Origin of the sequence: Roseateles sp. PN1 (assembly GCF_038419725.1) — a bacterium.
Taxonomy (GTDB): Bacteria; Pseudomonadota; Gammaproteobacteria; order Burkholderiales; family Burkholderiaceae_C; genus Paucibacter_A.
Genome location: NZ_JBCARA010000011.1, coordinates 197,540 through 221,210 on the forward strand (window position 1 = coordinate 197,540; position 23,671 = coordinate 221,210).

A 23,671-nucleotide genomic window follows, 5' to 3' on the forward strand; every position below is an offset into this window, starting at 1 on the left:
TTCATCCTATGAGCAGCACCCATTTCGGCTACCAGACCGTTGACGAGCGTGAAAAGGCCAGCCGCGTGCGCGGCGTGTTCGACTCCGTGGCCTCGCGCTACGACGTCATGAACGACCTCATGTCCATGGGCATGCACCGCGCCTGGAAGGCGTACACGGTGGCGGTGGCTAATTTGAAGGCGGGTGACCGCGTGCTGGACATTGCCGGCGGCACGGGCGATTTGTCCCGCGCATTCGCCCGCAAGGTGGGCGACACCGGCATGGTGGTGCACACCGACATTAACGAGGCCATGCTGCGCCAAGGCCGCAACCGCTTGCTGGACGAAGGTTTGATTCTGCCCACCGGCCTGTGCGATGCCGAGAAGCTGCCCTTCAAGAGTGCGAGCTTCGACCTCGTCAGCGTGGCCTTTGGCCTGCGTAATATGACCCACAAAGACCAGGCGCTGGCCGAGATGTGCCGGGTGCTCAAGCCCGGTGGCCGCTTGCTGGTGCTGGAGTTTTCCAAAGTGGCGGAGCCGCTGCAAAAGCCTTACGACTGGTATTCCTTCAAGATCTTGCCCCGCCTGGGTCAAATGATCGCGGGTGACGCGGAGAGCTACCGCTACCTGGCCGAGTCCATCCGCATGCACCCCGGCCAGCAAGAACTCAAGGCCATGATGAAGACCGCCGGCTTCGGCCATGTGGATGTGCACAACCTGAGCGCGGGCGTTGTTGCCCTGCATGCCGGCATCAAGTGCTGAGCCGGCTCTGAGTCAGGCTGAGCCGCAACTGAGTCACAGAGGCGGCACCTGGCGGGGCTTATCCCGGTAATTCTTTATGCCCGCCTCTGCGGTGGGATCTCAAGACCGAGCGCCTGCCCCGCGCTTGTGGGCATTCCGGACGCGGGAGCGTTCGGGTGCCAATTGGTCTTTTTGCCCAACTGGGCTTGTGGCTTGTTAGTGACCCGCCATCGGCGTGGGCAAAGCCCCGACGAATCACCTCAAAAAGTCCCGCGTGCTGGCGCTGTTTGGCGCCGCGCGGAAAGCCGCCTTGGCAAAGCCTCCGCCATGGGCTTGCGGCAGGCTGCAGTTGTCACAAATTCAGGCAGCTTTCTGTCATGAATTTGACTTACTTGCCAATCTCGTCAATGTCATCGCATTGCGGCTTTTGCCGGCATGTTTGGCTGCATTTGGCTCTTCGGGTTCGCCCCCTGTTCGAAGGCCCGGCGGCGGGGCGAATTGTCACTTTCCAAAGCTACACTCATTCGTCCTGATATCACCGGGCCGCATGCTGCAGGGCAGCATCGGTTGTCGCGCCCAAAGGGCGCATCGCGGAGAAAAGAGAAAGTTGCCATGTATCTGATGAACGACGACAAAAAGAATTCCTTGGTTCAACGTGCTTTTACTAACCACCTTCGCGTCGCGGCCGTAGCTGCAGCTGTGGTAGCACTGACCCTCACCGGCTGTGGCGACAGCAAAAAGGGCGAGAAAGCCTCGCAGACCGCCGCCAAGGTGAACAAGGAAGAGATCACCGTTCATCAAATCAACTTCGTGCTGCAACGCCAACAAGGCCTCAAGCCCGAGCAGGCCGAAGCCGCCAGCAAGCAAGTGCTGGAGCGTTTGATCGACCAAGAGCTCGCCGTCCAGAAGGCGCAAGAGCTGAAGCTCGACCGCGACCCGCGCGTGGTGCAGCAGATTGAAGCCGCCAAGCGCGAAATCATCTCGCGCGCCTATGTGGAGCGCATCGGCGAGTCCATCTCCAAACCCACCAGCGAAGAGGTTGCTAAGTACTACAACGAGAAGCCCGCCCTGTTCAAGGAGCGCCGCATCTACAGCCTGCAGGAAGTGGCCATCGAAGCCAAGCCCGAGCAGTTCGCGCAGATCCGCGACAAGCTGCAGGCCGCCAAGAACATGAACGAGTTCGCCGAGTTCCTGAAGGCCAATGACTTCCGCTTCACCGGCAACCAAGCCGTGCGCGCCGCCGAGCAACTGCCCCTGGCCGGCCTGGACGCCATTGCCCGCATGAAGGATGGCGACTCTGCCATCAGCCAAACGCCCACCGGCCTGACCGTGCTCTTCCTGGTCGGTTCGCGCCCACAAGCGGTCAGCGAAGAGCAAGCCCGCCCCGCCATCGAAGCCTTCCTGAGCAATCAGCGCAAGGGTGAAGTGGTGCAGAAGGACATCAAGGCCCTGCGCGACGCCGCCAAGGTCGAATACGTGGGCAAGTTCGCTGAGAAGGCGCCTGAAGCCGCCGGTGCCGCCTCGGCCGCCGCTGTGGCCGCGCCAGCACCCGCTCCAGTGTCTGCCGCAACGCCTGCCTCTGGCGGCCTGAACGCGGCCGACATCTCCAAGGGCATGGGCCTGAAGTAATCATGAGGATGAACAGACCGATGAAGACGCGCAGCATGCAAGCCAAATTCAACAAACTCGGCCTGGGCCTCAGCCTGGCATTGGGCCTGTTCTCTCTGACCGGTGTGGGCAACCTCGCCGCCGCACAGAGCGCAGCCCCGGCTGCCGCCAGCGCCGAGTACCGCCTCGGCTCCGGCGACGTGATGCGCATTTCGGTCTATCAGAACCCCGATCTGACCCTGGAAACCCGGGTGTCGGAAAACGGTCTGGTCTCCTACCCCCTGCTGGGCAATATCAAGCTGGGTGGCCTGAGCGTCACGCAGGCGGAGAACCTCATCTCCGCCGGCCTGAAGAACGGCAACTTCGTCAAGAACCCGCAAACCACCATCGTCGTGCTGCAGGTCAAGGGCAACCAGGCCAGCGTGCTGGGCCAGGTCAATCGCCCGGGCCGCTATCCGATTGAAACGGCCGATATGCGCCTGACCGATCTGATCGCCAACGCCGGCGGCGTGGCGCCCACCGGCGCTGAAGTTGTGGTGCTGACCGGCAAGCGCAATGGCCAAGACTATCGGGTCGAAGTCGATCTGCCGTCCATCTTCGCCCGTGGTGGTTCCGCGCAAGACATCTTCATCCTCAACGGCGACGCCGTCTGGGTTGACCGCGCCCCCATGGTCTACATCTACGGCGAAGTGCAGCGCCCCGGCCCCATGCGCCTGGAGCGCGGCATGACCGTGATGCAAACCCTGGCCACCGGCGGCGGCATCACCCAACGCGGCACCGAAAAAGGCATCCGCATCAACCGCAAGAGCGCTGACGGCTCCGTCGAAAGCCTGCAGTTGCCGATGGACGCGTTGCTGAAGGATGGCGATGTGGTTTATGTCAAAGAGAGTTTGTTCTAAGGGTACGGTATGACATTCGGACATTTCTTCGCCATTCTTCGTGCCCGCCTTTGGCTTGTGCTTGCTATTTTGGTGAGTACGGTCGTGCTGACCGTGGTCATCAGCTTGTTGCTGCCAAAGCAATATGCGGCCACTGCCTCCGTGGTGGCTGATTCCAAGCCTGATCCGCTGGCCGCAATGATCTACGGCGGCATGGCTTCGCCCACATTCATGGCCACGCAAGTCGACGTGATTCAAAGTGATCGCGTGGCGCAACGCGTGGTGCGCAACCTCAAGCTGGCGGAAAGCCCTGAGGTCCGTGCGCAATGGTTGGCCGCAACCAAAGGCGTCGGCAGCATCGAGGTGTGGCTGGCCGAAGTGTTCCAGAAGAGCATGGAAGTGAAGCCTTCCCGCGATTCCAACGTCATCTCTGTCACTTACAAAGCACCTGATCCGCGCTTTGCCGCAGGCTTGGCCAATGCCTTTGTGCAGGCTTATATCGAGACTTCGTTGGAGCTGCGTGTCGGCCCGGCCAAGCAGTATTCGAGCTTCTTCGATACACGCGCCAAAGAAGCGCGTGAAGCGGTTGAAGCGGCGCAAGCTAAGGTCTCTGAATACCAGAAGAACAACGGCATCATCGCCACCGACGAGCGCCTTGACGTTGAGAACGCCCGCCTGAACGAGTTGTCCTCGCAACTGGTGAGCCTGCAGGCCTTGTCTTCCGAGTCCAGCAGCCGTCAGAACCAGGCCTCCGGTGGTTCCGCCGACAAGTTGCAAGAAGTTCTGAACAACGGCGTGATCGGTTCCATCAAAGCGGATATGAGCCGCGCCGAAGCGCGCTTGCAAGAACTCAGTGCCCGCCTGGGTGACAACCACCCCCAGGTGATTGAGGCCAAAGCCAGCATTAACGAAATGCGCGCCCGCATTGATGCTGAGACCAAAAAGATCAGCGGTGGCGTGGGCGTGACCAACTCCATCAACCGCCAGCGCGAAGCTGAAGTCAAGGCCTCGCTGGAGGCTCAGCGTGCGCAAATCATGCGCATGAAGGCCGTGCGTGACGAAGGCATGGTGCTGGTGCGTGATGTCGAAAACGCACAGCGCGCCTATGACGCCTTGCTGGCTCGCCTGAACCAGTCCACCCTGGAAAGCCAAACCACGCAGAGCAATATCTCGGTGCTGACCGAAGCCATCGCCCCGGTCGAGCCTTCTTCGCCACGCGTGGTCTTGAATACCTTGATCTCCATCTTCATGGGTGTCTTGCTGGCAGTTGGTGCCGCCTTGGCCTTGGAGTTGCGTGACCGCCGCGTGCGCGATATCGAAGACATCGCTGAAACCCTGGGCCTGCCTGTGCTGGGTGTTGTGCCCAAGCCCACGGCCAAGAGCTTGTTGGGCAAGACCAAGTTGACCTCTATGCAGCAGCGCTTGTTGACTGCGAACAATTCATCCAGCTCCGCGTCTTGATGCGAGTGCATTGCTTTAGGCAAATACGCAAATGAATATGGCCAATACAACTTTGGATCAAAGCCCGGTGATCGAGCAGGAACCCGTGGACGCTAAGTCAGGCAATGTGCTCGACCGTTCCATCGGCGACATCATCAAAGACACGCGCAATCTGTCCGCTGAGCAAGTTCAAAAAATCCTCGCCTACCAGCGTGAGAAGCAAGTTCGCTTTGGCGAGGCTGCGGTGGCGTTGGGCTTTGTCAGCGCAGACGATGTGCTGTTCGCGCTGGCTCAGCAGTTTCACTACCCGTATGCGGCCGAAGAGCGGCGTGCAGCCAGCCCCGAACTGGTGACGCTGAACAAGCCCTTCTCGGTTCAGGCCGAGGCTTTCCGTGCCATCCGTAGCCAAGTCATGATGCGCGTGTTCGGTGAAACCGACGAGCGCCGCGATGCCCTGGCCATCATCAGCCCCGAGCAAGGCGACGGTAAAACCTTCTTCGCCGCCAACTTGGCTGTTGCGCTGGCCCAGTTGGGCGGGCGCACGCTGCTGGTGGATGCAGACATGCGCAGCCCGCGCCAGCACGAAGTGTTCAACCTGACGGCCAATGCCGGCTTGTCGAGCATCTTGTCCGGCCGCTCCGAAGCACAAGTGATTCAGCAAGTGGTGGGCGTGCCCAGCTTGTTCGTCTTGCCGGTGGGCGTGGTGCCACCGAACCCCTCCGAGTTGATCGAGCGGCCCGCATTTGGGCTGCTGATGCGTGAGCTGGCCACCAAGTTTGACCATGTCGTGGTTGACACCCCGGCAGCAGTGCACGGCTCTGATGCCTCGGTCATCGCATCGCGCTGCGGTGCGGCGCTGATTCTGGCCCGCAACAACTCTTCGCGCGTGCAGCTGCTGCAAGGTCTGGTGACATCGCTGACGGGTAGCCCCGCAAAGTTGGCGGGTGTGATCATCAACGAGTACTGATGCCATGGCTGATCTGCCCCGCGCCGCTCAATCAAGCGGCGCCTTGAACCCTGCGCAATCCGGCTGGTTGCCACCAGGTGTCGATATGCCCGTGATGGCCATGCTGTTGCTTGGCTATCTGGCCCTGTACCTGCCGTGCTTCTACGACCTCTCCCGCACGATCTGGGCGACGGATGAGCAGGGCCATGGCCCCATCATTCTGGGCGTCACGGTGTGGCTGGTTTGGCGCCGGCGCTTCGAGTTTGCTGCGCTTGAGGCTAAGCCACAGGCAGGCTGGGGCTTTGCGGTCTTGCTGATTGGCTTGTTGATCTACGCCTTCGGCCGCTCGCAGAACATCATCATGTTCCAGACCGGTTCGCAGATCTTGGTTTTGCTCGCCTTGATTTTGATGTTCAAAGGCTGGCCAGGCGCCAAGCTGATGTGGTTCCCGCTGTTCTTCTTGCTCTTCATGGTGCCCCTGCCTGGTGCTTTGGTTTCCGCCTTGACCGCGCCCTTGAAAACCGCCGTGTCCGCCGTGGCCAGCGGGATTCTCTATCACGCAGGCTACCCCGTCGGGCGCTCTGGCGTGATGTTGACGGTGGGGCAGTACCAGTTGCTGGTGGCTGACGCTTGTGCCGGCCTCAACTCCATGTTCACGCTTGAAGCATTGGGCATGCTCTACATGAACTTGATGAACTACAAATCGGCGGCTCGCAACATCACCCTGGCCGTGCTGCTGATCCCGATCTCGTTCTGCGCCAACATCATCCGCGTGATGATCCTGGTGCTGGTGACTTACTACTTTGGTGACGAGGCCGGCCAAGGCTTCATTCACGGCTTCGCCGGCATGGTGCTGTTCATGGCGGGTCTGGCCATGATGCTGCTGGTGGACAAGCCCCTGGGCTGGTTGCTTGAGCGCAAAGGAGCCCAGGCATGAAGCCCTTGCTGAAAGCCAGCATTGCCCTGGCCTTGATGCTGTCGGCCGTTGGCGCAGCCTACGTCGCCACCCCGCGCATTCACATGGCGGATCAGGGTCCCAAGATTGACCTTGAAAGCATGTTCCCGCGCGAATTTGCCGGCTGGCGGATTGACGAAAACATGCCTGTCGTCGTCCCCGCGCCCGACGTGCAGGCCTTGCTCAATCGCATCTACAACTCCACCCTGGCGCGCACATACGTGAACGCCGCGGGTGAGCGGGTGATGTTGTCGGTGGCTTACGGTGGCGATCAATCCGACGGCAATGAGGCCCATCGCCCGGAGGTCTGCTATCCGGCCCAAGGCTTCCAGCTAACGAGCAACACTTACGGCTATCTGGCCCTGGGTAATGGCGGCAAGCTGCCGGTGCATAGGCTGGAAACGCAGCTGACCGGGCGCTATGAGCCCGTGACCTACTGGATTGTGGTGGGTGACGAGATTGCGCTCACCGGCACCCAGCAGCGCCTGGCGCAGCTCAAGTACGGTGTTCGCGGTTTGATCCCTGACGGCATGCTCGTGCGTGTTTCGTCGATCAATCGCGATACCAAGCAAGCCTTTGAACTGCAGAACCGCTTTGTGAATGAGTTGCTGGCTTCCGCAAATCCTAGCGCGCGCGCACGTATCGCCGGTGCCGTCGGCGCCAAAGCGGCGGGTACCTGAGAGTCCCGCTCATGTTGCGCCGGCACATAGCGCGGAGGCTGCATCGTCATTCGCTAGAGCGTTTGGCTGAGTTGGGCCGGGCATGCTGAAAAGCATTGGCTGGATGTCACTTTCCACCGTGTTGCGGATGGGGAGTGGCTTTGTCCTATTTGTCATCGTTGCTCGCCAACTCGGCGTCGAGAGCTTCGGTACTCTGTCCTACTGGATGGCTGTAGCTGGCTTGGCGACCTTGCCTGTCAATTACGGGTTTGGCCTCTACGCATTGCGTGAGATAGGCCGAAATCCCGCCATTTCCTCTGCCCTGATTGCTGACACCTTAGTCGCCAAATTGGCGCTGGCTGCGTTGATGGCCATGGTGTTTGCGCTCAGCTTGCCTTGGTTAGCTGAACGTCAAACCATCGTCGCTTGGGCTTTGCTGGCGATGTTCTTTCTGGAGTCATTCGCTGAGCACTTCAATGCTGGTCTGCGTGCCAGCGGCGCATTCCATGTCGAGGCGAAACTGGCGGTGTTGATTTCCTTTGGCCAGCTTGGCTTGGTCAGTGGCGTTGCGCTGATCGCACCACAGTTGGAATCAGTTGCCCTGGCTTTTTTTGCTTCGCGCTTTTTCGCCTTGCTTTTGACCTGTCTGGTCTACCGGCGCGGCAAGCGACTTGCCCAAGCGGATTGGCGCGGTGCATGCCACCGTATCGCTCAGACCTTGCGGGCAGGCCTGCCCTATGCTGCGGACACGGTGGTCAGCACGATCAACAGCACGGTTGACGTATTGATCCTGCAGCACTTCGCTGGCGCAAGAGCAGTCGGGCAGTACCAGGCCGGCATGCGCCTGATGCAGGGTGCAAACGCGGTCGCGCCCATTCTGGGAAACGTCTACATCCCGCGCATTTCGAATGAATACCGGGCTGGCAACGAGCTGGACACTGTGTTGTCAAACTTGATGTTCAAGCTACTGATCAGTGCAGGTTTGATCGGTGCTGGCTTTGCATGGTTGGGCGAGCCCTTGATCCACCTGCTTTTTGGGTCCAGCTATTCCGAGGTCGGACATTTGATGCCCTGGTTTGGCCTCTTGTTGTTGATCCGTCATTTGGCCACTTCTTTCGGTGTCAATCTCACCGCAGCTGGGCTGCAGAAGTCGCGTGTTTTTATCAATGTATGTTCATTGCTGGGCCTGTGTTTGACTGCCTTTGCTTTGACGCCTAAGTTGGGCGCGCAGGGCTTGGTGCTGGCACTCAATTTCGCCGCGTTGATCGTGGCTGGCGCCTACGCAAGCATTGTGCTCAAGCGAGGTTTGCCCACGGGCTTCAATCGCACCAATGGCGCCATATTTGTGTTCTCGCTGGCCTTGATAGCGCCGCGGTGCTTGGCAACTTATCAATCTTGACCGAAGTAATTCAACGCTCCTCCATGAAAGTCAATATCGGTCTTCTCTGGCACTCGCTCAGCTCCGACAACCTCGGTGTCGGCGCACTGACGGAATCCCAAATTGCCATCGTGCTTGCAGCTTGCAAGCGGGCTGGCGTCACGCAGCCTAGCTTCACTGTGTTCGGCACATCAGGCACTCGCGCCATTGCGCCCGTCAGCGTGCCGGTGGAGAAGGGCGACCGCCTTTCATGGAAGCGCTTGGCCGTGGGCCAGACCCGCTACTGGGCCCAGTTGCGCGCCTGCGATCTGGTGCTGGACATTGGTGAGGGCGATAGCTTCACCGACATCTACGGTCTGGAGCGTTTCTGGTTGCAGGCTGGCACCAAGGCCATGGCTCTGATCTCGGGCAAGACTCTGGTGCTGAGCCCGCAGACCATCGGCCCCTTCGAGCGCAGCTGGACGCGCGCCATCGCACGTGGCCTGATGCGCCGTGCCAAGCGTGTTTACGCTCGCGATCAACTCTCCACCGCCTTCCTGGCCGATATGCAGGTCAGCGGCAATACCGCTGAAGCCATTGACGTGGCCTTCCGCCTGCCATTCACCCGCCATGACTTTGGCGCCTCGACCAAGCAGCGGGTGGGCATCAATGTGTCGGGCTTGCTCTACAACGGCGGCTACTCGCGTGACAACCAGTTCGGGCTCACCGTCGACTACCGTCGCTTGACGGAAGAACTTGTAGCGCATTTTGTGCAGCGCGGCGGCGGCCAGGAGTGCGAGGTGCACTTGGTGGGCCATGTGCTCTCCGACGTCATCGGTGTGGAAGACGATCACGCCGCCAGCCTGGCGCTGGCTGAGATGTTCCCCGGCGTAGTGGTTGCGCCCAAGTTCGCTACGCCCAGCGAAGCCAAGAGCTATATCGCCGGGCTTGACTACTTCACCGGCGCCCGCATGCACGCTTGCATTGCCGCCTTCTCCAGCGGCGTGCCGGTCACGCCCCTGGGCTATAGCCGCAAGTTCACCGGCCTGTTCAACACGCTGGGTTATCAGCAGGTGGCCGATTGCAAGAAGCTCAGCACCGAGGCCGTGCGCGATCTGGTCATTCAGGGTTATGAGCAACGCGAGGTGTTGCGGCCCCAGGTGCAGCGCGGCTGCGAAGCGGCGTCCGTGCGCTTGCAGGCTTATGAAGACTTTTTGGTCGATTGCCTGCAACAGCAGCAGAAGCAAAAGAAGCAGCAGGTGGGTCACCAATGAGCGATTGCGTCACCCAGGTCGTTGAGGCGGGGCTGTGCACCGGTTGCGGCCTGTGCGAGAACCTGTTCGGCGCTGGCCAAGTGCAAATGCAAATGGCGGCCAGCGGCTATCTGCGCCCGGTGGTGTTGGTGCCTCTGAGCAAGAGCCCCCAGGCCGCCAGCCAGCAGGCTGAATTCGAACGCACCTGCCCGGGACGTGGCTTGCGCCTGGAGCCTGAGCAAGACGTGCCCGTGCATGAGGCCTGGGGCCCGCTCAAAAGCGTGAGCACCGGCTGGGCCACCGATCCGGCCACGCGTTACCAGGGGTCTTCCGGCGGCGTTTTGTCTGCTTTGTTGGCTGATTTATTGGAGAGCGGGCAAGCCGATTTCGTCGCCCATATCGAGGCCGACGCCCAGCACCCCTTGCGCAATCAGCTGCGCCTGAGCCGCAACCGGGCCGAGGTCTTGCAAGGCGCGGGTTCGCGCTATGGGCCATCAGCACCGCTCAAGCAGCTGGATGCTTTGTTTGCCACTGGCCAGCGCTTTGCCTTTGTGGGCAAGCCCTGCGATGCCGCTGCTTTGCGCGCCCACTTGCGGGAGCACCCGCAGCGCGCGGCGCAGGTGGTTGGCATCTTCGCCTTCATGTGCGCGGGCGTGCCCAGCGAGCATGGTTCGGTGGCGCTGCTGCAGCGCCTGGGCACCCAACTGGATCAAGTTGCGCGCTTCAGCTATCGGGGCAATGGCTGGCCAGGCATGGCCACCGCCACCGGTTTTGACGGCGCCAAGCACGAGATGGACTACTCCTCCTCCTGGGGCCAGGTCTTGAACCGCCACTTGCAATTCCGCTGCAAGGTCTGCCCCGACGGCACGGGCGAGTTCGCGGATGTGGTCTGCGCTGACGCTTGGTATGGCGCCGATGGCTATCCTGAATTTGCCGAGCGCGATGGCCGCAGCTTGATCCTTGCCCGCACCGCGCGCGGCCAAGAATTACTTCAGTCCGCCTTGACTCGTGGCGGCATTGAGTCGGCCCCTTGCGATGCTGCTGAAATTGCCAAAATGCAGCCCTACCAGTTGGCCCGCAAGCGCCTGTTGGCCGGGCGCTTGCTGGCCCTGGCCTTGGCAGGGCGGCAGCGCCCGCGCTATCAAGGCCTGCGTTTGTGGGCCAATGCCAAGCGGCTTGGCTTGGTGGAACATCTGCGCAATATCAAGGGCACGCTGGCGCGCCTGCCTGGCTCCGGAGGTATCTGATGTACAGCCCAAGAATTGCAATGCCTCGGCCCCTGGTTGCTGCGCGCGAGCAAAGCGACCGCAGCTGGCTGTTCCTGCTGGTGCTGGCCCTGCTGTTTTTCTACCCGGTGTGGCCCGTGTTCATCGAGAAGAAGTTCGGCCCCTTGCCCGCGCTGACGCCGCAGAAGGTGCTGAACTATTTGCTGATCGGCATGGTGCTGCTGCAGGCCGCGTTTGACCGCAATTTCACCAAGCGCTTCTTTTTGCGGCTGGATGCAGCCCGCGGCCTCGTGGGCTGCCTCGTGGCCTATTTCGCTTGGCGCTTGCTGGCCGTGGCCTTTTCGATCCAGCCCTTCTACGCCTTCAAGTTCTTTCAGTACGACTTGCTGACCACTGCGCTGCTGTTCGTCGCCGTGGTGGCCGCACTGCCTGAGCGCATCAACCTGAAGTGGGTGTATCGGGCCATGTTCGCGGCGGTGGCGGTGGTGACTGCACTGGCCATTGCCGAAGGCATTGTTGGTAAGAATCTGCTCGAGCGTTTTCAGGACGCTCAGAAACTCACCCTGGCCTTGATCGACAAGATTCGTGAGGGTGAGCGCCGCGCGCAAAGCGTGTTTGCCAGCCCCTTGATGCTGGCGCAGTTCTGTTCGGTCTTGCTGCCCTTTTTGTGGGTCGCCTTCCGTCGCCCCTCCAGCAAGCTGGCGGCCACGCTGATCGCTTTGCTGATGGCCGGTTGCCTAGCCGGCATCTACCTCAGCCGCACCCGCTCGGCCTTGGTTGTCGTGCTGCTGGCGGGCGGTTTGGCCTTGTTCTTTGCATGGCGCCGCTTCATGAGCGACCGCCGCCGCAACGGGGTACTGCGCCTGGCCATGGGTTTTTATGGCGGCCTTTGCATCCTGCTGGCCGGTGTGCTGGTGGTGTGGGCCTTGCTGGGCATGGCACGCGGTTTGTCCATCAAGCAAGTGTTGGGCTTTGGGGACCGTAGCGTCACCCTGTATCAAGGCGGCAGCGATGCCCGTGTGACGCAGTTGAAGATGGCCTGGCCCAAGATTGTTGAGAGCCCGCTGGTGGGCTATGGCGACAACATCGGCGGCTTTAAGGTTGGCTTTGTGGGCAGTGACGGCATGTTGACCCTGGACAGTTATTTGCTGCGCCAAACCGTTGACTCCGGCGTGCCCTCGCTTTTGTTCTTGCTGGGCGCGGTGACCTTGGCGGTTCGCTTGGCGCTGCAGGTGGCGCGCCAGGCCAAGCTTGCCGGCCAGTTTGAAGTGCAAGACTTTGCCCAAGCCAGCGCCGCTTTCTTCCTGGGTTGCCTGATCTTCTTGATCTCGTCGCCACTGACCGAGATGGTGCCTTACTTCTTCATGGTGATGGGCGTGGTGCTGTGTCTGCGCGCGCGGCAAGTGGCTGAGGCAAAGGCCTTGGCCGGCCAGCCATGGGCAAAAGCAGGAGCAACTACGGCAGGCATTGGATTAACGAAGCCGCAGGTGAGCCAGGCATGACGGCAGAGCAAAGTCAGGCGCCACGCGTCTACATCGTTCTGGTCAATTGGAAGGGCGCGGCCGACACGCTGGAGTGTTTGGAAACCGTCTTTCGGCTAGACCATCCCAATTTCGAGGTGGTGGTCTGCGACAACGACTCTGGTGACGGCTCGGTGGAGCGCATCATGGCTTGGGCGGCGGGCGAGGGCCCTGCAGTCAGCGCCCAAAACCCGGCCTTGGCCCACCTGCTCACGCCCAATATTCCGAAGCCCGTGCCGGCGCAAATGCTCAGCCGCGAGCAGGCCGAAGCCGCGCCTCCAGCAGCCCCGTCAGACCCCCAAGCGGCGCGGCTCACCGTGATTCGCACCGGTGGCAATCTGGGCTTTGCCGGGGGCAACAATATTGGCATCCGCTACGCCCAGCAACGTGGCGATATGGCTTATGTCTGGCTGCTCAATAACGACACGGTGGTGGAGCCTGCGGCTTTGTCAGCGATGGTGGAAAGAGCAGTTGAAGCCGACGATATGGGGATCGTTGGGTCGACGTTGATTTTCTACCATCAACCTGATGCGATGCAGGCAATGGGGGGTGCTAGCTTCAATCCAAGCAGAGCGTTGTCCATCCCCGTCGGTTGCTTTGAGCGACCCGAAATTGCCAGCCAATCAAATAGAGACGAAATCGAACGTCAGTTGTCGTATGTGGTCGGGGCATCCATGCTTGTCCCGAGAAAGTTCTTTAATACGGTCGGCTTGATGAACGAGGACTTCTTCTTGTATTTCGAAGAACTGGATTGGGCTGTGCGAGGTGGTCGAAGTGGCTTTGATTGCTTGTATTCCCCTCGCAGCATTGTTTTTCATAAGGTCGGAGCTAGCACCGATAGGAAGAAGCACGGCAGGCTAACTGCAACTGTTAAGTTTGCATATCTGAATCGGCTGAAATTCACGATGATGAATTTTGAAGGCCAAATGAAAAGAGTTCGGTTGAGAATCTTTCTTGAAGGCGGGCGTGAGTTGCTAATGGGGAACCATGAAGAGGGTATGTATGCAATTCGACTTGCGACTGCATCCCGATATGAACTGATGTCGATGAACTTGCGTTCCTAAACGATATGCCACTATTTATTTATAGACTTGCAAACTGGCTGCATAGAAGTCGGATTCCATTCCTCCCGTGGGTCTTGTATGTTGTCAATAGACTGGTTTTTTCGACCGTGTTGCCTCCGTCTGCCACGATAGGAAAAGGTGTTCTCCTTGGTTATCAAGGTTTGTGCATAGTGATCCATCGTCGGGCGATCATCGGTGATGATGTTGTTGTTGGTGCCGGAGTGACCATTGGTGGAAGGTCTGAGCATTTTGAGGTGCCTGTAATTGGCAATAACGTGGTGATTGGCAATGGGGCGAAGATACTTGGACCCGTCAAAATTGGCCATCATGCTCAGATTGGTGCTAATGCAGTCGTACTTAAAGATGTGCCCGCCTATGGCATTGCTGTGGGTGTGCCTGCCCGCATAATTTCAGGGAAAAGGCTAGACCTCGCGGGCAAACAAGACGACGCGACGTGATCGTATAAGTATGAAGAACATTTTCCGAGTTGCACTTGTTGCTCTTCATTTTTCTGAGTATTCACTGAATTTGGCTTTGGCTTTGGCGCGCAACAATAAAGTGTTGCTGGTTTTGTCTGAAGAGAATGCGCGAGCTGAAATTGCCGCCGAAAGATTGGTTGATTCTCCGAATCTTCAGATCGCGTTGGTGGAGACGGCCCGATCATTTTCTGGTGTTTTTTCTTGTGCCAAGGAAATTTCCAGTATCGTGCGTCAGTTCAAACCAAATATTTTGCATTGCCAAGAGGCAATTCAAATCGGTTTGCTGTTGGCCATGTTTCGACTTAGAGGGTATCCGTTGGCGGTTACCTCGCATGACCCGACACCGCATAGCGGGGATGAAGTTTGGTCGCTGTCGACATTTCGTCGGCTGGCGGCCCTGCGGTTTTGGCGTAGTCAAGCAGATGTGCTCTTGACCCATGGAGAGGTCTTGGCTGCACAACTCTTGACGGCCTATCCGAAATCAGCTGGCCGGATATTCTCAGTGCCTCATGGCCCACTTGGCGGGCTTCGCTCGACGGATCAGAGTGTTTCCGGAAATTTTCTTTTCTTTGGCAGAGTTCAGAAATACAAAGGCTTAGTCTTCTTTATGGAAGCAATTGAGCGTCTTCACGCTGAGGGTTTGGAGGTGAAGGGCGTAATTGCTGGACGTGGCCCTGATTTGGAGCCCTATCGGTCGAGAGTTTCTGCTCACCCGGCATTTGAACTGAATGAGCGATTCATCCGCGAGGAGGAGCTTCCTGGTTTCTTTGGGCGGGCGCAAGCCGTGGTCCTTCCCTATACGGATGGCACTCAAAGCGGCGTGGCCGCAATGGCTTTGGGATATGGCCGCGCGGTGGTGTCTACCCGTGTTGGTTCTGTTCAAGAGATGGTTCGGGATGGTGACAACGGCATCTTGGTGCCGCCCTGTGATGTGAATGCCTTGACTAATGCATTGCGGCGCATCATCAAAGAGCCCGCCACGGCGTATGCCATGGGCGAGCGGAGTTATGCCTTGGGGCAAGGGGAGTTGTCTTGGGCGCGAAACGCTGAGATCAGCGGGCAGGCCTACGCAAAGGCGCTTTCCCTGCGAGCGCGCTGATGGCTTTGCTTTACGCAGGGATGTGCGCCATTTCTGATGGCCTAGCTCACATCAGTTCAAAGCTAGTTTGCTCTTGTCTCTCGCCTGAGTTGATTTCACAAGATTGAAGGAAAGCACCCGTCATGTACACGTCGGCTCCCTACTTAAACAGCCCAATTTGGATGCAAGAGCTGATGCTCAGCGTGCGCGGCTGGGCTCGCAGCAGCTTGCGCGAGGGCGCAGCCTTTAAGCGTGAATTGGCCGAAGTGCAGTCGACACAATTTTTGGAGCGTGAGGCTCTGCAGGCTTTGCAATTGGCTCGGGTCAAGCGTACTTTGGTCCACGCGGCCGCCAACGTGCCCTTTTACCAGCAGCGCTTCAAGAGCATCGGCTTCGACCCGCGAGGCATGAGCAGCCTAGATGAGATCAAGCAAATCCCGGAGTTGAGCAAGCGGGATGTTTTTGATGCTGGCAACGCCATGCTATCTCGTAGCCACAGGGGTATGCGTGTTCGCGCAACGACAAGTGGAACTACCGGCCAAGCCATGTTGGTAATGCGCGATCTGCATTCGATCAACCGTGAAAACGCATTTGGTTGGCGGCAAATGCAATGGGCTGGTATGAAGGTGGGTGACAGGCGCGCATGGATTCGCGGTGACAAAGTTGTACCGGCGGCGCAGCGGGTGGCCCCGTTTTGGCGGCATAACCGTGGCGAAAACTTGTTGATGATGTCCTCGTATCACTTGTCCGAGGCAACTGCTGATGCGTATTTGGCTGAGTTGGAGGCGTTTGATCCCGTTGTTTTTGTTGCCTACCCGTCTGCTGTTCTGTTGCTGGCTCGCCATCTGATTGCCAGTGGACGTAAGTACCGTGGGCGCAGTTTGACTGGCATGGTGACGTCCTCTGAAACCATCACAGATGAGCAGCGGCGCTTGGTAAAAGAGGCGTTTGGTGTGTTGATGTTCGACTGGTATGGCTGTTGCGAGCGGATGGTTGCCATAGGTACTTGCGAACAGGGTCGTTATCACCTTTTGTCCGACTACAGCTATACCGAGCTGATGCCACGCGGGGACGGCTCATCTGAGGTTGTAGGTACGTCTTTCGACAATATGCTGATGCCTTGGGTTCGCTACAGACTGGGCGATGAGATCGTTCCGGCAGCACCGGAGTTTCGTTGCGAGTGCGGGCGAAGTTTCCCAGTGATTTCTCATTTGGTTGGCCGAATTGACGACTATGTGCTCGCTCCCGACGGGCGCCAAGTCAACATGATGTCGAATGTGTTGGATAACATCCCTCATCTGCTGGAAGGCCAAGTGAGACAGGACAAGCCTGGTGAGTTGAGGCTGGTTTTGGCGATGGCCGACGGTGCGCCACTAGATGAGGCTGACGTCGTTCGCACGGTCCATGCCTATATCGGGAGTGAAATGGCGGTCCGGATTGAGCGGGTAGCAAGCGTGCCGCGGACCGGTAATGGCAAGCTGCGCGTTGTGGTTCGCACGATCTAATGCGTTGCTGTGATCTGACATATGTGCAGGCATGCACCGGCTTTCGACCTTCTATGAAGAGCTCCGGGCATGAGTAATCGACCTCGCGTTGTGATGATCGGGCCGCCAATAGACGGGCGCGGTGGTATGTCCTCTGTCAGTTTGGCTTATCGTGATGGGGGCTTGTTCGCGCGCTGTGACATGAGCTATTTGGTTAGCGTGACAGCTAAGCCTGGCTTGATTGCCAAGCTGGCGGTGGCCATCAACGCTTGGTTTAGCCTCCTTCGTGTAATCGTCTATGGGCGTCCTTCCATTGCCCATATCCATGTCGCTTCGGGTGTTAGTTTTTGGCGCAAGGCGATCTATCTGTGGACGCTTCGAGCGGCGGGCATACCGGTCATCTTGCATTTGCATGGCGGCAATTTTGTGGAGTTCTACCGCCGCAGCAGCGGGTTAGCGCGACGTTTCATTCGGGCCAGCTTCGGTCAAGCGGTGCGGGTGATGGTGTTGTCGCAGACCTGGGTGGGCCGCATGGCGCCTATCGTTGATCGCAATGCCTGTGTGGCCATCGGCAATCCGGTGGTGACATGGCCGACCAAGCGGAGGCAACGCCCGGTTCGGCGTTTCTTGTTCCTGGGCCGCTTCGAGCGTGACAAAGGACTGGCTGAATTGTTGGCTGCGTTCAGCGAGGTGTTCCGCCTACACCCCGATGTGGAGTTGCTACTGGGAGGCGAGGGGGATGTTGCCTCCATCGAGCAGGCGGCGGCCAAGCTGCCGGGTCTGCGGGCGGCCATCAAGCTCTTGGGCTGGGTGAGCGGGGATGCCAAGCGGCAGGCGTTTGATGCAGCCGATGTCTTCGTGCTGCCGTCCTACATCGAGGGCCTGCCGGTTGCAATGCTGGAGGCCATGAGTTGCGGCATGCCGGTGGTGGTGACGCCGGTGGGTTCGATCCCGGAAGTTGTGACTGACCGAATCAGCGGCCTGCTGGTGCCACCGCAAGACGTCAATGCCTTGACGGCGGTCATGCTGAGCTTGGTTCAAGAGCCCGGCTTGGCGGAACGCCTCGGGCAAGAAGGCAAGGCCGTGTTCGACCGTAGCTTTGACGCCAAAGTGGTGTGCAGCCAGGTGGCGGACTTGTATGTTGAACTGCTGCAAGGCAGGCACACCATTTAACTGTGGGACTAGTGTTTCCGCTTTGCTATAGATAGTGTCGGTATCCGACAACTTGCGCCGCGCGTGATGGCGTGAGAAACCGGTCCAGCATGTCTAGGCTGTAGGGCGATAGCGCCTTTGGGTGGCCGATGACGCAGAACTCACTTGCTTCGGCCTTGCTGTACTGCTTGTAGGCTCGCTCTAGCAAGCTGCTTTTATATCCGTCCATCGACACCACCGTGCTGGTTCGGGTCAGTAGCTTCTTGAATGTGTCTGCTCGACCCGGCCCGATGGCGCGTCCATCACCAAAGGGTTTTTGAGATGCGCTCCCGAATTTTTTGTGTAGCGCAAAGCGCCAGTAGAAGCTGGGCGGAACAGTGATGCTCGCGATTGGCACCTCCAGAAATGAGCCAGCTTCATCAGGGCGGCAGGGATCCGTATCAAAGCGCCAATTGCCAAAACGAGGCGCGGCTCGAAAGTCAAAGTAGTGTGCGGCATCCTCCGCCGTACCACCAGGGAACACCGTGCTGTCAACTCGCACGTTGGCGGCCAGCAAGGCGCTTCTGATTTTTTCAAATGGCTGAATAACCCAACCGCCAGCGCGATAGGCAAATCCATGCTCGTCCCCAGCTAACTCCTTAAGCAAGCGAACATAGCCGAGTACGAGTTGCTCAATGGTTTGGGTGTCGAAGTCGTGCAGTTTGTAGCGTTTGGTGTTCATTACCCAGCCGCCATGCTCCCAATGGCAATCCTCCCAGTGGGAGTGAATATGTAGCTGAATTTCATGCCCTTGCAAGGCTAAGGTCTCAATGTGCCTGCAAATTAAATCATGATCGGCACGAAGGCTCGCATCCTTATGCATTTCACGGCGCAGTGCGGCAATGTATGCGATATCAACAAAAAAAACCAAAGGTAGCCGTTTCTTTTGGGCTATCTTCAGGATCGCATTGGTGGGCTCAATGATTGATGCATTCAAGCTGCCAGTTCGGCTGCCGAAGAATAATTCATAGTCAAGGGTTAGTAGGATATTCATGCGTTTTGGGAGAGTCGATTCAGTGCGGCTTGAATAGCTTCCCGGTGTTTATTGTTAATCTGAATCTTGCCGTAAATGGATTGGCCGAGCATCAAACGCTCGAGCAGTGTCTTGGTAAACAGGTGAGCGTCAATGACCGACAACTCCGACTCTCCCAGTTGAACCGTCTTAATCGCGCCGGACTCGATTAACCAAGGGCGAGCGCGTTCGCAGTCTCTGATTACAGATTGTCTGGGGTCGTGGCAGCTTGTTGTGACCTTGACTTCCATTCCATCGGAATTGATGCAATCGACCTCAAACTTCTCTTTCAAGTAGACGTTGAATGGCAAAGACGAACCGAGCATGTCTTCGTAAACGTGAAAGCATGTAACGGAATTGAGGCCAACACCAATCATCAGAACTTTCCCGTGTTTTTTTGTAATTCGCCAATAGGGACTATGGGTCCCGAAAGGTGTGTCGTCGAGTTGATGGGCGCAGGTGTAAGCGGCTGCGTCGGCACCTATTGCGACAACCGAATGAGTCGGATGCACGCTTCTCAGCGAGTTGGGCTTTTCCATCACGATTTTTGAAATTGCACCCATCGCGTTGCGTGCGGTGCGAACGTCGAAACCAGTGCAGTCTGCTAAGTACTCCCGCATCGTCGTGTTGTACGGTAGCGCTGGCACCAGCACGGTTTGGGTTTCTAAATCCAGACTGTTCAGCCACTCGTTGACCAGCGTTGGAACGGGTTTGTCCAGTTTCCCGATATTGGAAACTGAGCCGTGAACAATTAGATCGCCAGTTAGCGACATTTGCGCAAGCTGATCTAAAACGCTGGTAACGGAAACCTGTGTGCGCGCTTTGCGTGCCACATGCTCGGCAATTCGTTGGGTTTCGAGCCTTTGTCTTAGTGCTCGTTGCAGCCAGGTCGGTAGGTATGGGAGGGCACGTTTGGCTAGTAGCTTTAACTTGGCTTTCAACATCTGGCGTCACATTCTTGGGTGGCAACTTAACCGCCCAGTCAGAGGCGGCGCTTTTCAGGCGGCACTTTGTGGAGCATAGATGATTGTTGATGTCACTTTTACGGTGCTCATTGCAAGACTGGTGTATGCGTCAAGAAAGCAATTTCATAGCCGCCGTAGGTCAAGCGAGGCTGCTCTTGCAGAGGCAATTCGCGCATCAGCTCGGAAAGGCAAGCCGGGTCGGTGTAGATGACCCAGAGCTTGCGCGGGTGTTGTCGCAGCGAGCGGGCGAGTTGCTGGGCGAACTCGCGCATGACATCGCCGCCAAAGGGGTTGTAGAGGAAAAAGACGCAGTCTTCGGGGCCGTAGTCGTAGGCGGTGGCGTCGGCGCAAACCACGTTCAACTCGGTGCCGGGCGGGAGCAGGCGTCGGGCTTTGTCGAGGTTTTGTTTAGCAACGCTGACCAGTTCTGGCGCGAACTCAATGCCACGTACGCGTTTGAAGCCGAATAGGGCTGCTGTGATGATGGCTTTGCCTTTGCCGCAGCCGATGTCCAGAAAGCCGCGATCCAAGGGCGCCCCACTCTGTGCGAAGGCGCGCCGCAGTGCGCGGGCGCGGGTCAAGAAGTAGGGTTTGGCTTGGGCCTGGTGCTCGGGGTTGATGACGGTCAGCTCGGCTTGCAGGACGCGGCCGGTCATGTCGGTGCCCAGGCGCAGGTCGAAGACGGCGTCTTCAATCATGCTGAGCAGGGTTTCCATGCTGCGCTTTGGGCCCAGTCGGGTCAGGCTGTTGAAGGTGCGTTGCAGCAGTTGGGGCATGAGGGGCCTCGTTGGCGTTGGGGTGATTTGGCTGGGGCGTGCTGTGCGTGTATCCAGGCCTCTGGGCGCGATCACTGGCCAAGGTGAGGCCATGCGCTATGCGGGCATTTGCTCGCTGATTCGCCTCCTTCTCGGGCGTGCCTGACGCACATCCTGCGTGGAAACACCGGGTGGCTCAAGCACTTAGCTGCTGCGGTCTGGCGAGTGTCCGCCTTCGCTGACCGGCTGTGCGCCTGATTGGCATGGGTTCTAGGGGGGGCAAGGTCCTTATGGCTGGCAGCGCCTTGACCGGCGGATGCCCTCATGCGACAACAAGCGCTGTGGTTTTGAATGCTGCGAAGCAGGAACGACAGGGCGCACATGCCGCTGGTTCAGACGGGGCGACGACTTGTTTGCCCTGTGCTCGATGAAGCTTGAACCACTTGGCCATTGAACGATTCAGCTAAGGCTTGGCAATGCTGGTTTCGGCGGGCGGGCTGGGTGCGGCGAGTCCACGCGAAAGCAAAGGGGCAAACATGCTTGGTAACTTCAGTAACCAGACAGCCAGCTCGTGGATGCAACTGCGCCGCATAAGCCCGGCGCTTGTGTTGGGGCTGCTGCTGGCCGTCGCCCAGCCCGGCTCCTCAGCGACACGCCAGGCCAGCGCCGGGCCTGCGTCTGGCCTCGACACCCGGCCTGACAACACAACATGCATTGCCCCGCAACGGCCGCCGCAAACCTCGGCCGTGGTGCTGCAGTCCACCATCAGAACTAGTTTTGAGCCGCCTGCGGTGGTGCCGGCGGTCAATGACCTGAGTGTTTGGTACATGGTGGACAGGGCGGGTGCTGTCAATCGCTACCGCCGCAGCGGCAAGTCCTTCAGCTTCCTGAACAAATTTGCGGATACCAAGGATCGCTCGCTCAACGCTTTCCAAGGCGTGCCTTACGGAGAAATGGGTTTGTTGGGCATGGCCATGCACCCCAAGTTCTCCAGCAACGGCTTTGTCTTTTTGTACTACAGCGCGGCGGGCACGCAAGGCACCGCGGTGGAGGCGCGCTTGTCACGTTTCATCAGCCGCGATGGTGGGGTGAACCTGGACATGAGCTCCGAAGAGGTGCTGCTGCGTGTGCCGCGGATCTCGCAATACCACTGGGGCGGCACCCTGAACTTTGGCCCGGACGGCCTGTTGTACGTGGCTTTCGGCGAAGGTGGGCAGCCCAGCAAGTCACAAGCGCTGGACAGCTATCTGGGCAAGATGATTCGCATCAATGTGGATGCCGCGCCGGGCTACAAGGTGCCGGTAGACAACCCGTTTGTGGGCAAGGCTGGCGCCTTGCCTGAGATTTACGCCTATGGCTTTCGCAACCCCTGGAAATGGTCCTTCGACCGTTTGACCGGCGCGATCTGGCTAGGCGATGTGGGCAGCAGCACCTGGGAGGAAGTGAATCAGGTGGTCAAGGGGGGCAACTATGGCTGGCCGCTGCGGGAGGGCGCGCATTGCAGCCCTTCAACGCCCGCTTGTTCGCCGGCGGGCCTGATTGACCCGGTGGTGGAATACGCGCGCTCGCCAGGTGCACCCGGTGCTGCGGTGATTGGAGGCTTTGTCTACACGGGAACGGCCATGCCGGGCTTGGTGGGTGTTTATGTGTATGCGGACGCCTATGGCAAGGTCTGGGCCCTGCGCTATGACAAGCAGGGGCGGCCGGCGCCGGAGTTGCTGGTGGAAACCATCCCGATTGTTGGCACCTTTGCGCAGGACGAGGTGGGCGAGCTATATCTGGCAACGGCGGGGTATTTGTACTTGCTGGCGCCAGCGGGGACTGCCGAGGCCTCGAACTTCCCGCAAAAGCTGTCGCAGACCGGTTGCATGAGTGCCGCCAATCCGGCGCTGCCAGGGCCGGCCATGATTCCCTATGACGTCAATGCGCCCTTGTGGTCGGACGGGGCGGCCAAAGAGCGCTGGTTTGCCATTCCCAATGGCAGCACCATTCGCCGCCTGGATGATGGGGACTGGGACTTGCCGATTGGCGCGGTCACGGTGAAGGCCTTTCGCCTCAACGGCCGCTTGGTTGAAACCCGCTTGATGGTGCGCCATGACGATGGTGAGTGGGCCGGCTACACCTATGAGTGGAACGATGCGCAGACCGACGCGCTGCTTCTGCCCGCCGGGAAGACCAAGACGGTGGAAGGCCAGCAGTGGACTTATCCGAATCGCAACCAGTGCTTGGGTTGCCATACCTCAGTCGCAGGGCGCACGCTGGGCTTGGAGACCGCGCAGCTCAATCGGAGCAAGCTGTATCCAACAACCAATCGCATGGCCAATCAGTTGGCCACCTTGGATGGCATTGGCATGTTCAGCGCCCCATTGAATGCCAGCCCAGATGATCTGGCGAAGTTGGCGGAACCGTTTGCCAACACGTCGCCGCTGGATGTGCGGGTGCGCTCTTATTTGCATGGCAATTGCTCGATGTGCCATCGCCCCAACGGGCCTGGCCAAGGGCCGGAGGACTTCCGCTTTTCAACCCCAGGTGTGAGCATGGGGGCAGTGAATGTGCTGCCGACGCAGTCCTCCTTCGGTATTCCCGATGCCCGGCTGCTGTCTCCGGGGCATCCAGAAAAGTCCATCATCAGCTATCGACTGCAAACCTTGGCCTTGGGGCGCATGCCGCCGCTGGGCAGCGCGATGGTGGATACGGCTGGCGTGGCGTTGGTGAACCAGTGGATTCGTTCGGGCCTGGGTATGGGTGTGGGCGACCGCGATGGCGACGGGTTTGCTGACAACGTGGACAACTGCAAGAACACCGCCAATGCCAGTCAGCTCGATTCGGATGGCGATGGCATCGGCAATCAGTGCGACGCCGACTTCAATAACGATGGCCGGGTGAATAGTTTGGACTTGGCCGTGATTCAGCAGGCATTTGGCGCCAAGCAGGGTGATGCCAAGTTCAATGCGAATGCCGACATGAATGGGGATGGCCGCATCAATGCCATTGATTTGGGCTTGTTCCAGGCTCGGTTCGGCAAACCGGTGGGGGATCAGTAGCTGAGTCCGTAGGTCAACGTAGTGCAACAGGAGTAGTC

Annotated in this window: 20 protein-coding genes; 17 read left to right on the plus strand and 3 right to left on the minus strand. The window is 58.9% G+C overall.

The window, feature by feature from the left end; genetic code table 11:
- Window positions 1-8 precede the first annotated feature (8 nt).
- The 16 genes from ubiE to AABB87_RS17605 all read left to right on the plus strand — a co-directional run bounded on the left by ubiE (window position 9) and on the right by AABB87_RS17605 (window position 17,839).
- Entirely contained in the window at window positions 9-740 is a 732-nt protein-coding gene (ubiE, locus tag AABB87_RS17530; protein WP_341972554.1) for a bifunctional demethylmenaquinone methyltransferase/2-methoxy-6-polyprenyl-1,4-benzoquinol methylase UbiE, read from the plus strand.
- Window positions 741-1,331: 591 nt separating this feature from the next.
- On the plus strand, window positions 1,332-2,348 hold the full coding sequence (locus AABB87_RS17535) for an EpsD family peptidyl-prolyl cis-trans isomerase (RefSeq protein ID WP_341972555.1): 1,017 nt from the start codon (window positions 1,332-1,334) through the stop codon (window positions 2,346-2,348).
- A gap of 8 nt (window positions 2,349-2,356) precedes the next feature.
- Window positions 2,357-3,226 (plus strand): polysaccharide export protein EpsE, encoded by an 870-nt coding sequence (epsE, locus tag AABB87_RS17540; RefSeq protein ID WP_341972556.1) that lies wholly within the window; start codon window positions 2,357-2,359, stop codon window positions 3,224-3,226.
- Between the two features lie 9 nt (window positions 3,227-3,235).
- Entirely contained in the window at window positions 3,236-4,666 is a 1,431-nt protein-coding gene (epsF, locus tag AABB87_RS17545; protein WP_341972557.1) for a chain length determinant protein EpsF, read from the plus strand.
- Window positions 4,667-4,703: 37 nt separating this feature from the next.
- On the plus strand, window positions 4,704-5,612 hold the full coding sequence (locus AABB87_RS17550; RefSeq protein ID WP_341972558.1) for a polysaccharide biosynthesis tyrosine autokinase: 909 nt from the start codon (window positions 4,704-4,706) through the stop codon (window positions 5,610-5,612).
- Between the two features lie 4 nt (window positions 5,613-5,616).
- On the plus strand, window positions 5,617-6,528 hold the full coding sequence (xrtB, locus tag AABB87_RS17555) for an exosortase B (RefSeq protein WP_341972559.1): 912 nt from the start codon (window positions 5,617-5,619) through the stop codon (window positions 6,526-6,528).
- The gene (gene epsI / locus AABB87_RS17560; protein WP_341972560.1) at window positions 6,525-7,226 is read left to right on the plus strand and encodes an exosortase-associated protein EpsI, B-type; all 702 of its coding nucleotides are present in this window, start codon (window positions 6,525-6,527) and stop codon (window positions 7,224-7,226) included. Before xrtB ends, epsI begins: the two co-directional genes overlap by 4 nt.
- 82 nt (window positions 7,227-7,308) lie before the next feature.
- The gene (locus AABB87_RS17565; protein ID WP_341972561.1) at window positions 7,309-8,604 is read left to right on the plus strand and encodes an oligosaccharide flippase family protein; all 1,296 of its coding nucleotides are present in this window, start codon (window positions 7,309-7,311) and stop codon (window positions 8,602-8,604) included.
- Between the two features lie 23 nt (window positions 8,605-8,627).
- Window positions 8,628-9,836, plus strand: a complete 1,209-nt coding sequence (locus tag AABB87_RS17570; protein ID WP_341972562.1) for a polysaccharide pyruvyl transferase family protein — start codon at window positions 8,628-8,630, stop codon at window positions 9,834-9,836.
- Window positions 9,833-11,062 (plus strand): Coenzyme F420 hydrogenase/dehydrogenase, beta subunit C-terminal domain, encoded by a 1,230-nt coding sequence (locus tag AABB87_RS17575; RefSeq protein ID WP_341972563.1) that lies wholly within the window; start codon window positions 9,833-9,835, stop codon window positions 11,060-11,062. The genes AABB87_RS17570 and AABB87_RS17575 overlap by 4 nt, the downstream gene beginning before the upstream one ends.
- A 20-nt stretch (window positions 11,063-11,082) precedes the next feature.
- On the plus strand, window positions 11,083-12,543 hold the full coding sequence (locus AABB87_RS17580; RefSeq protein WP_341972564.1) for an O-antigen ligase family protein: 1,461 nt from the start codon (window positions 11,083-11,085) through the stop codon (window positions 12,541-12,543).
- Window positions 12,540-13,625, plus strand: a complete 1,086-nt coding sequence (locus AABB87_RS17585; protein WP_341972565.1) for a glycosyltransferase family 2 protein — start codon at window positions 12,540-12,542, stop codon at window positions 13,623-13,625. The genes AABB87_RS17580 and AABB87_RS17585 overlap by 4 nt, the downstream gene beginning before the upstream one ends.
- 5 nt (window positions 13,626-13,630) lie before the next feature.
- A complete protein-coding gene (locus AABB87_RS17590) occupies window positions 13,631-14,083 on the plus strand; it encodes a serine O-acetyltransferase (RefSeq protein WP_341972566.1) in 453 nt (150 codons plus the stop codon).
- Between the two features lie 10 nt (window positions 14,084-14,093).
- Window positions 14,094-15,203, plus strand: coding sequence for a glycosyltransferase family 4 protein (locus tag AABB87_RS17595; protein ID WP_341972568.1), 1,110 nt, complete (start codon window positions 14,094-14,096; stop codon window positions 15,201-15,203).
- Window positions 15,204-15,325: 122 nt separating this feature from the next.
- Complete coding sequence (locus AABB87_RS17600) at window positions 15,326-16,687, plus strand: phenylacetate--CoA ligase family protein (RefSeq protein WP_341972569.1); 1,362 nt, start codon at window positions 15,326-15,328, stop codon at window positions 16,685-16,687.
- A gap of 69 nt (window positions 16,688-16,756) precedes the next feature.
- The gene (locus tag AABB87_RS17605) at window positions 16,757-17,839 is read left to right on the plus strand and encodes a glycosyltransferase family 4 protein (RefSeq protein ID WP_341972570.1); all 1,083 of its coding nucleotides are present in this window, start codon (window positions 16,757-16,759) and stop codon (window positions 17,837-17,839) included.
- Window positions 17,840-17,864: 25 nt separating this feature from the next.
- Here AABB87_RS17605 and AABB87_RS17610 read toward each other — a convergent pair whose 3' ends face one another.
- The 3 genes from AABB87_RS17610 to AABB87_RS17620 all read right to left on the minus strand — a co-directional run bounded on the left by AABB87_RS17610 (window position 17,865) and on the right by AABB87_RS17620 (window position 20,610).
- Entirely contained in the window at window positions 17,865-18,851 is a 987-nt protein-coding gene (locus tag AABB87_RS17610) for a hypothetical protein (RefSeq protein ID WP_341972571.1), read from the minus strand.
- Window positions 18,848-19,813 carry an AAC(3) family N-acetyltransferase gene (locus tag AABB87_RS17615; RefSeq protein ID WP_341972572.1) on the minus strand — a complete coding sequence of 322 codons (966 nt, stop codon included), beginning with the start codon at window positions 19,811-19,813 and terminating at the stop codon, window positions 18,848-18,850. Before AABB87_RS17615 ends, AABB87_RS17610 begins: the two co-directional genes overlap by 4 nt.
- 107 nt (window positions 19,814-19,920) lie before the next feature.
- Window positions 19,921-20,610, minus strand: a complete 690-nt coding sequence (locus tag AABB87_RS17620) for a class I SAM-dependent methyltransferase (protein WP_341972573.1) — start codon at window positions 20,608-20,610, stop codon at window positions 19,921-19,923.
- Between the two features lie 515 nt (window positions 20,611-21,125).
- Between AABB87_RS17620 and AABB87_RS17625 the strand changes: the two genes are divergently transcribed.
- Window positions 21,126-23,633 carry a PQQ-dependent sugar dehydrogenase gene (locus AABB87_RS17625; protein WP_341972574.1) on the plus strand — a complete coding sequence of 836 codons (2,508 nt, stop codon included), beginning with the start codon at window positions 21,126-21,128 and terminating at the stop codon, window positions 23,631-23,633.
- The last annotated feature ends 38 nt before the right edge of the window (window positions 23,634-23,671 follow it).

Coding starts and splice junctions, on each gene's coding strand:
- AABB87_RS17625 (WP_341972574.1), top strand. CDS start 21,126: ATGCTTGGTAACTTCAGTAACCAGACAGCCAGCTCGTGGATGCAACTG.
- AABB87_RS17550 (WP_341972558.1), top strand. CDS start 4,704: ATGGCCAATACAACTTTGGATCAAAGCCCGGTGATCGAGCAGGAACCC.
- AABB87_RS17580 (WP_341972564.1), top strand. CDS start 11,083: ATGCCTCGGCCCCTGGTTGCTGCGCGCGAGCAAAGCGACCGCAGCTGG.
- AABB87_RS17620 (WP_341972573.1), bottom strand. CDS start 20,610: ATGCCCCAACTGCTGCAACGCACCTTCAACAGCCTGACCCGACTGGGC.
- AABB87_RS17605 (WP_341972570.1), top strand. CDS start 16,757: ATGAGTAATCGACCTCGCGTTGTGATGATCGGGCCGCCAATAGACGGG.
- ubiE (WP_341972554.1), top strand. CDS start 9: ATGAGCAGCACCCATTTCGGCTACCAGACCGTTGACGAGCGTGAAAAG.
- AABB87_RS17575 (WP_341972563.1), top strand. CDS start 9,833: ATGAGCGATTGCGTCACCCAGGTCGTTGAGGCGGGGCTGTGCACCGGT.
- AABB87_RS17585 (WP_341972565.1), top strand. CDS start 12,540: ATGACGGCAGAGCAAAGTCAGGCGCCACGCGTCTACATCGTTCTGGTC.
- AABB87_RS17570 (WP_341972562.1), top strand. CDS start 8,628: ATGAAAGTCAATATCGGTCTTCTCTGGCACTCGCTCAGCTCCGACAAC.
- epsE (WP_341972556.1), top strand. CDS start 2,357: ATGAACAGACCGATGAAGACGCGCAGCATGCAAGCCAAATTCAACAAA.
- AABB87_RS17610 (WP_341972571.1), bottom strand. CDS start 18,851: ATGAATATCCTACTAACCCTTGACTATGAATTATTCTTCGGCAGCCGA.
- AABB87_RS17535 (WP_341972555.1), top strand. CDS start 1,332: ATGTATCTGATGAACGACGACAAAAAGAATTCCTTGGTTCAACGTGCT.
- xrtB (WP_341972559.1), top strand. CDS start 5,617: ATGGCTGATCTGCCCCGCGCCGCTCAATCAAGCGGCGCCTTGAACCCT.
- AABB87_RS17595 (WP_341972568.1), top strand. CDS start 14,094: ATGAAGAACATTTTCCGAGTTGCACTTGTTGCTCTTCATTTTTCTGAG.
- AABB87_RS17565 (WP_341972561.1), top strand. CDS start 7,309: ATGCTGAAAAGCATTGGCTGGATGTCACTTTCCACCGTGTTGCGGATG.
- epsF (WP_341972557.1), top strand. CDS start 3,236: ATGACATTCGGACATTTCTTCGCCATTCTTCGTGCCCGCCTTTGGCTT.
- AABB87_RS17600 (WP_341972569.1), top strand. CDS start 15,326: ATGTACACGTCGGCTCCCTACTTAAACAGCCCAATTTGGATGCAAGAG.
- AABB87_RS17615 (WP_341972572.1), bottom strand. CDS start 19,813: ATGTTGAAAGCCAAGTTAAAGCTACTAGCCAAACGTGCCCTCCCATAC.
- epsI (WP_341972560.1), top strand. CDS start 6,525: ATGAAGCCCTTGCTGAAAGCCAGCATTGCCCTGGCCTTGATGCTGTCG.
- AABB87_RS17590 (WP_341972566.1), top strand. CDS start 13,631: ATGCCACTATTTATTTATAGACTTGCAAACTGGCTGCATAGAAGTCGG.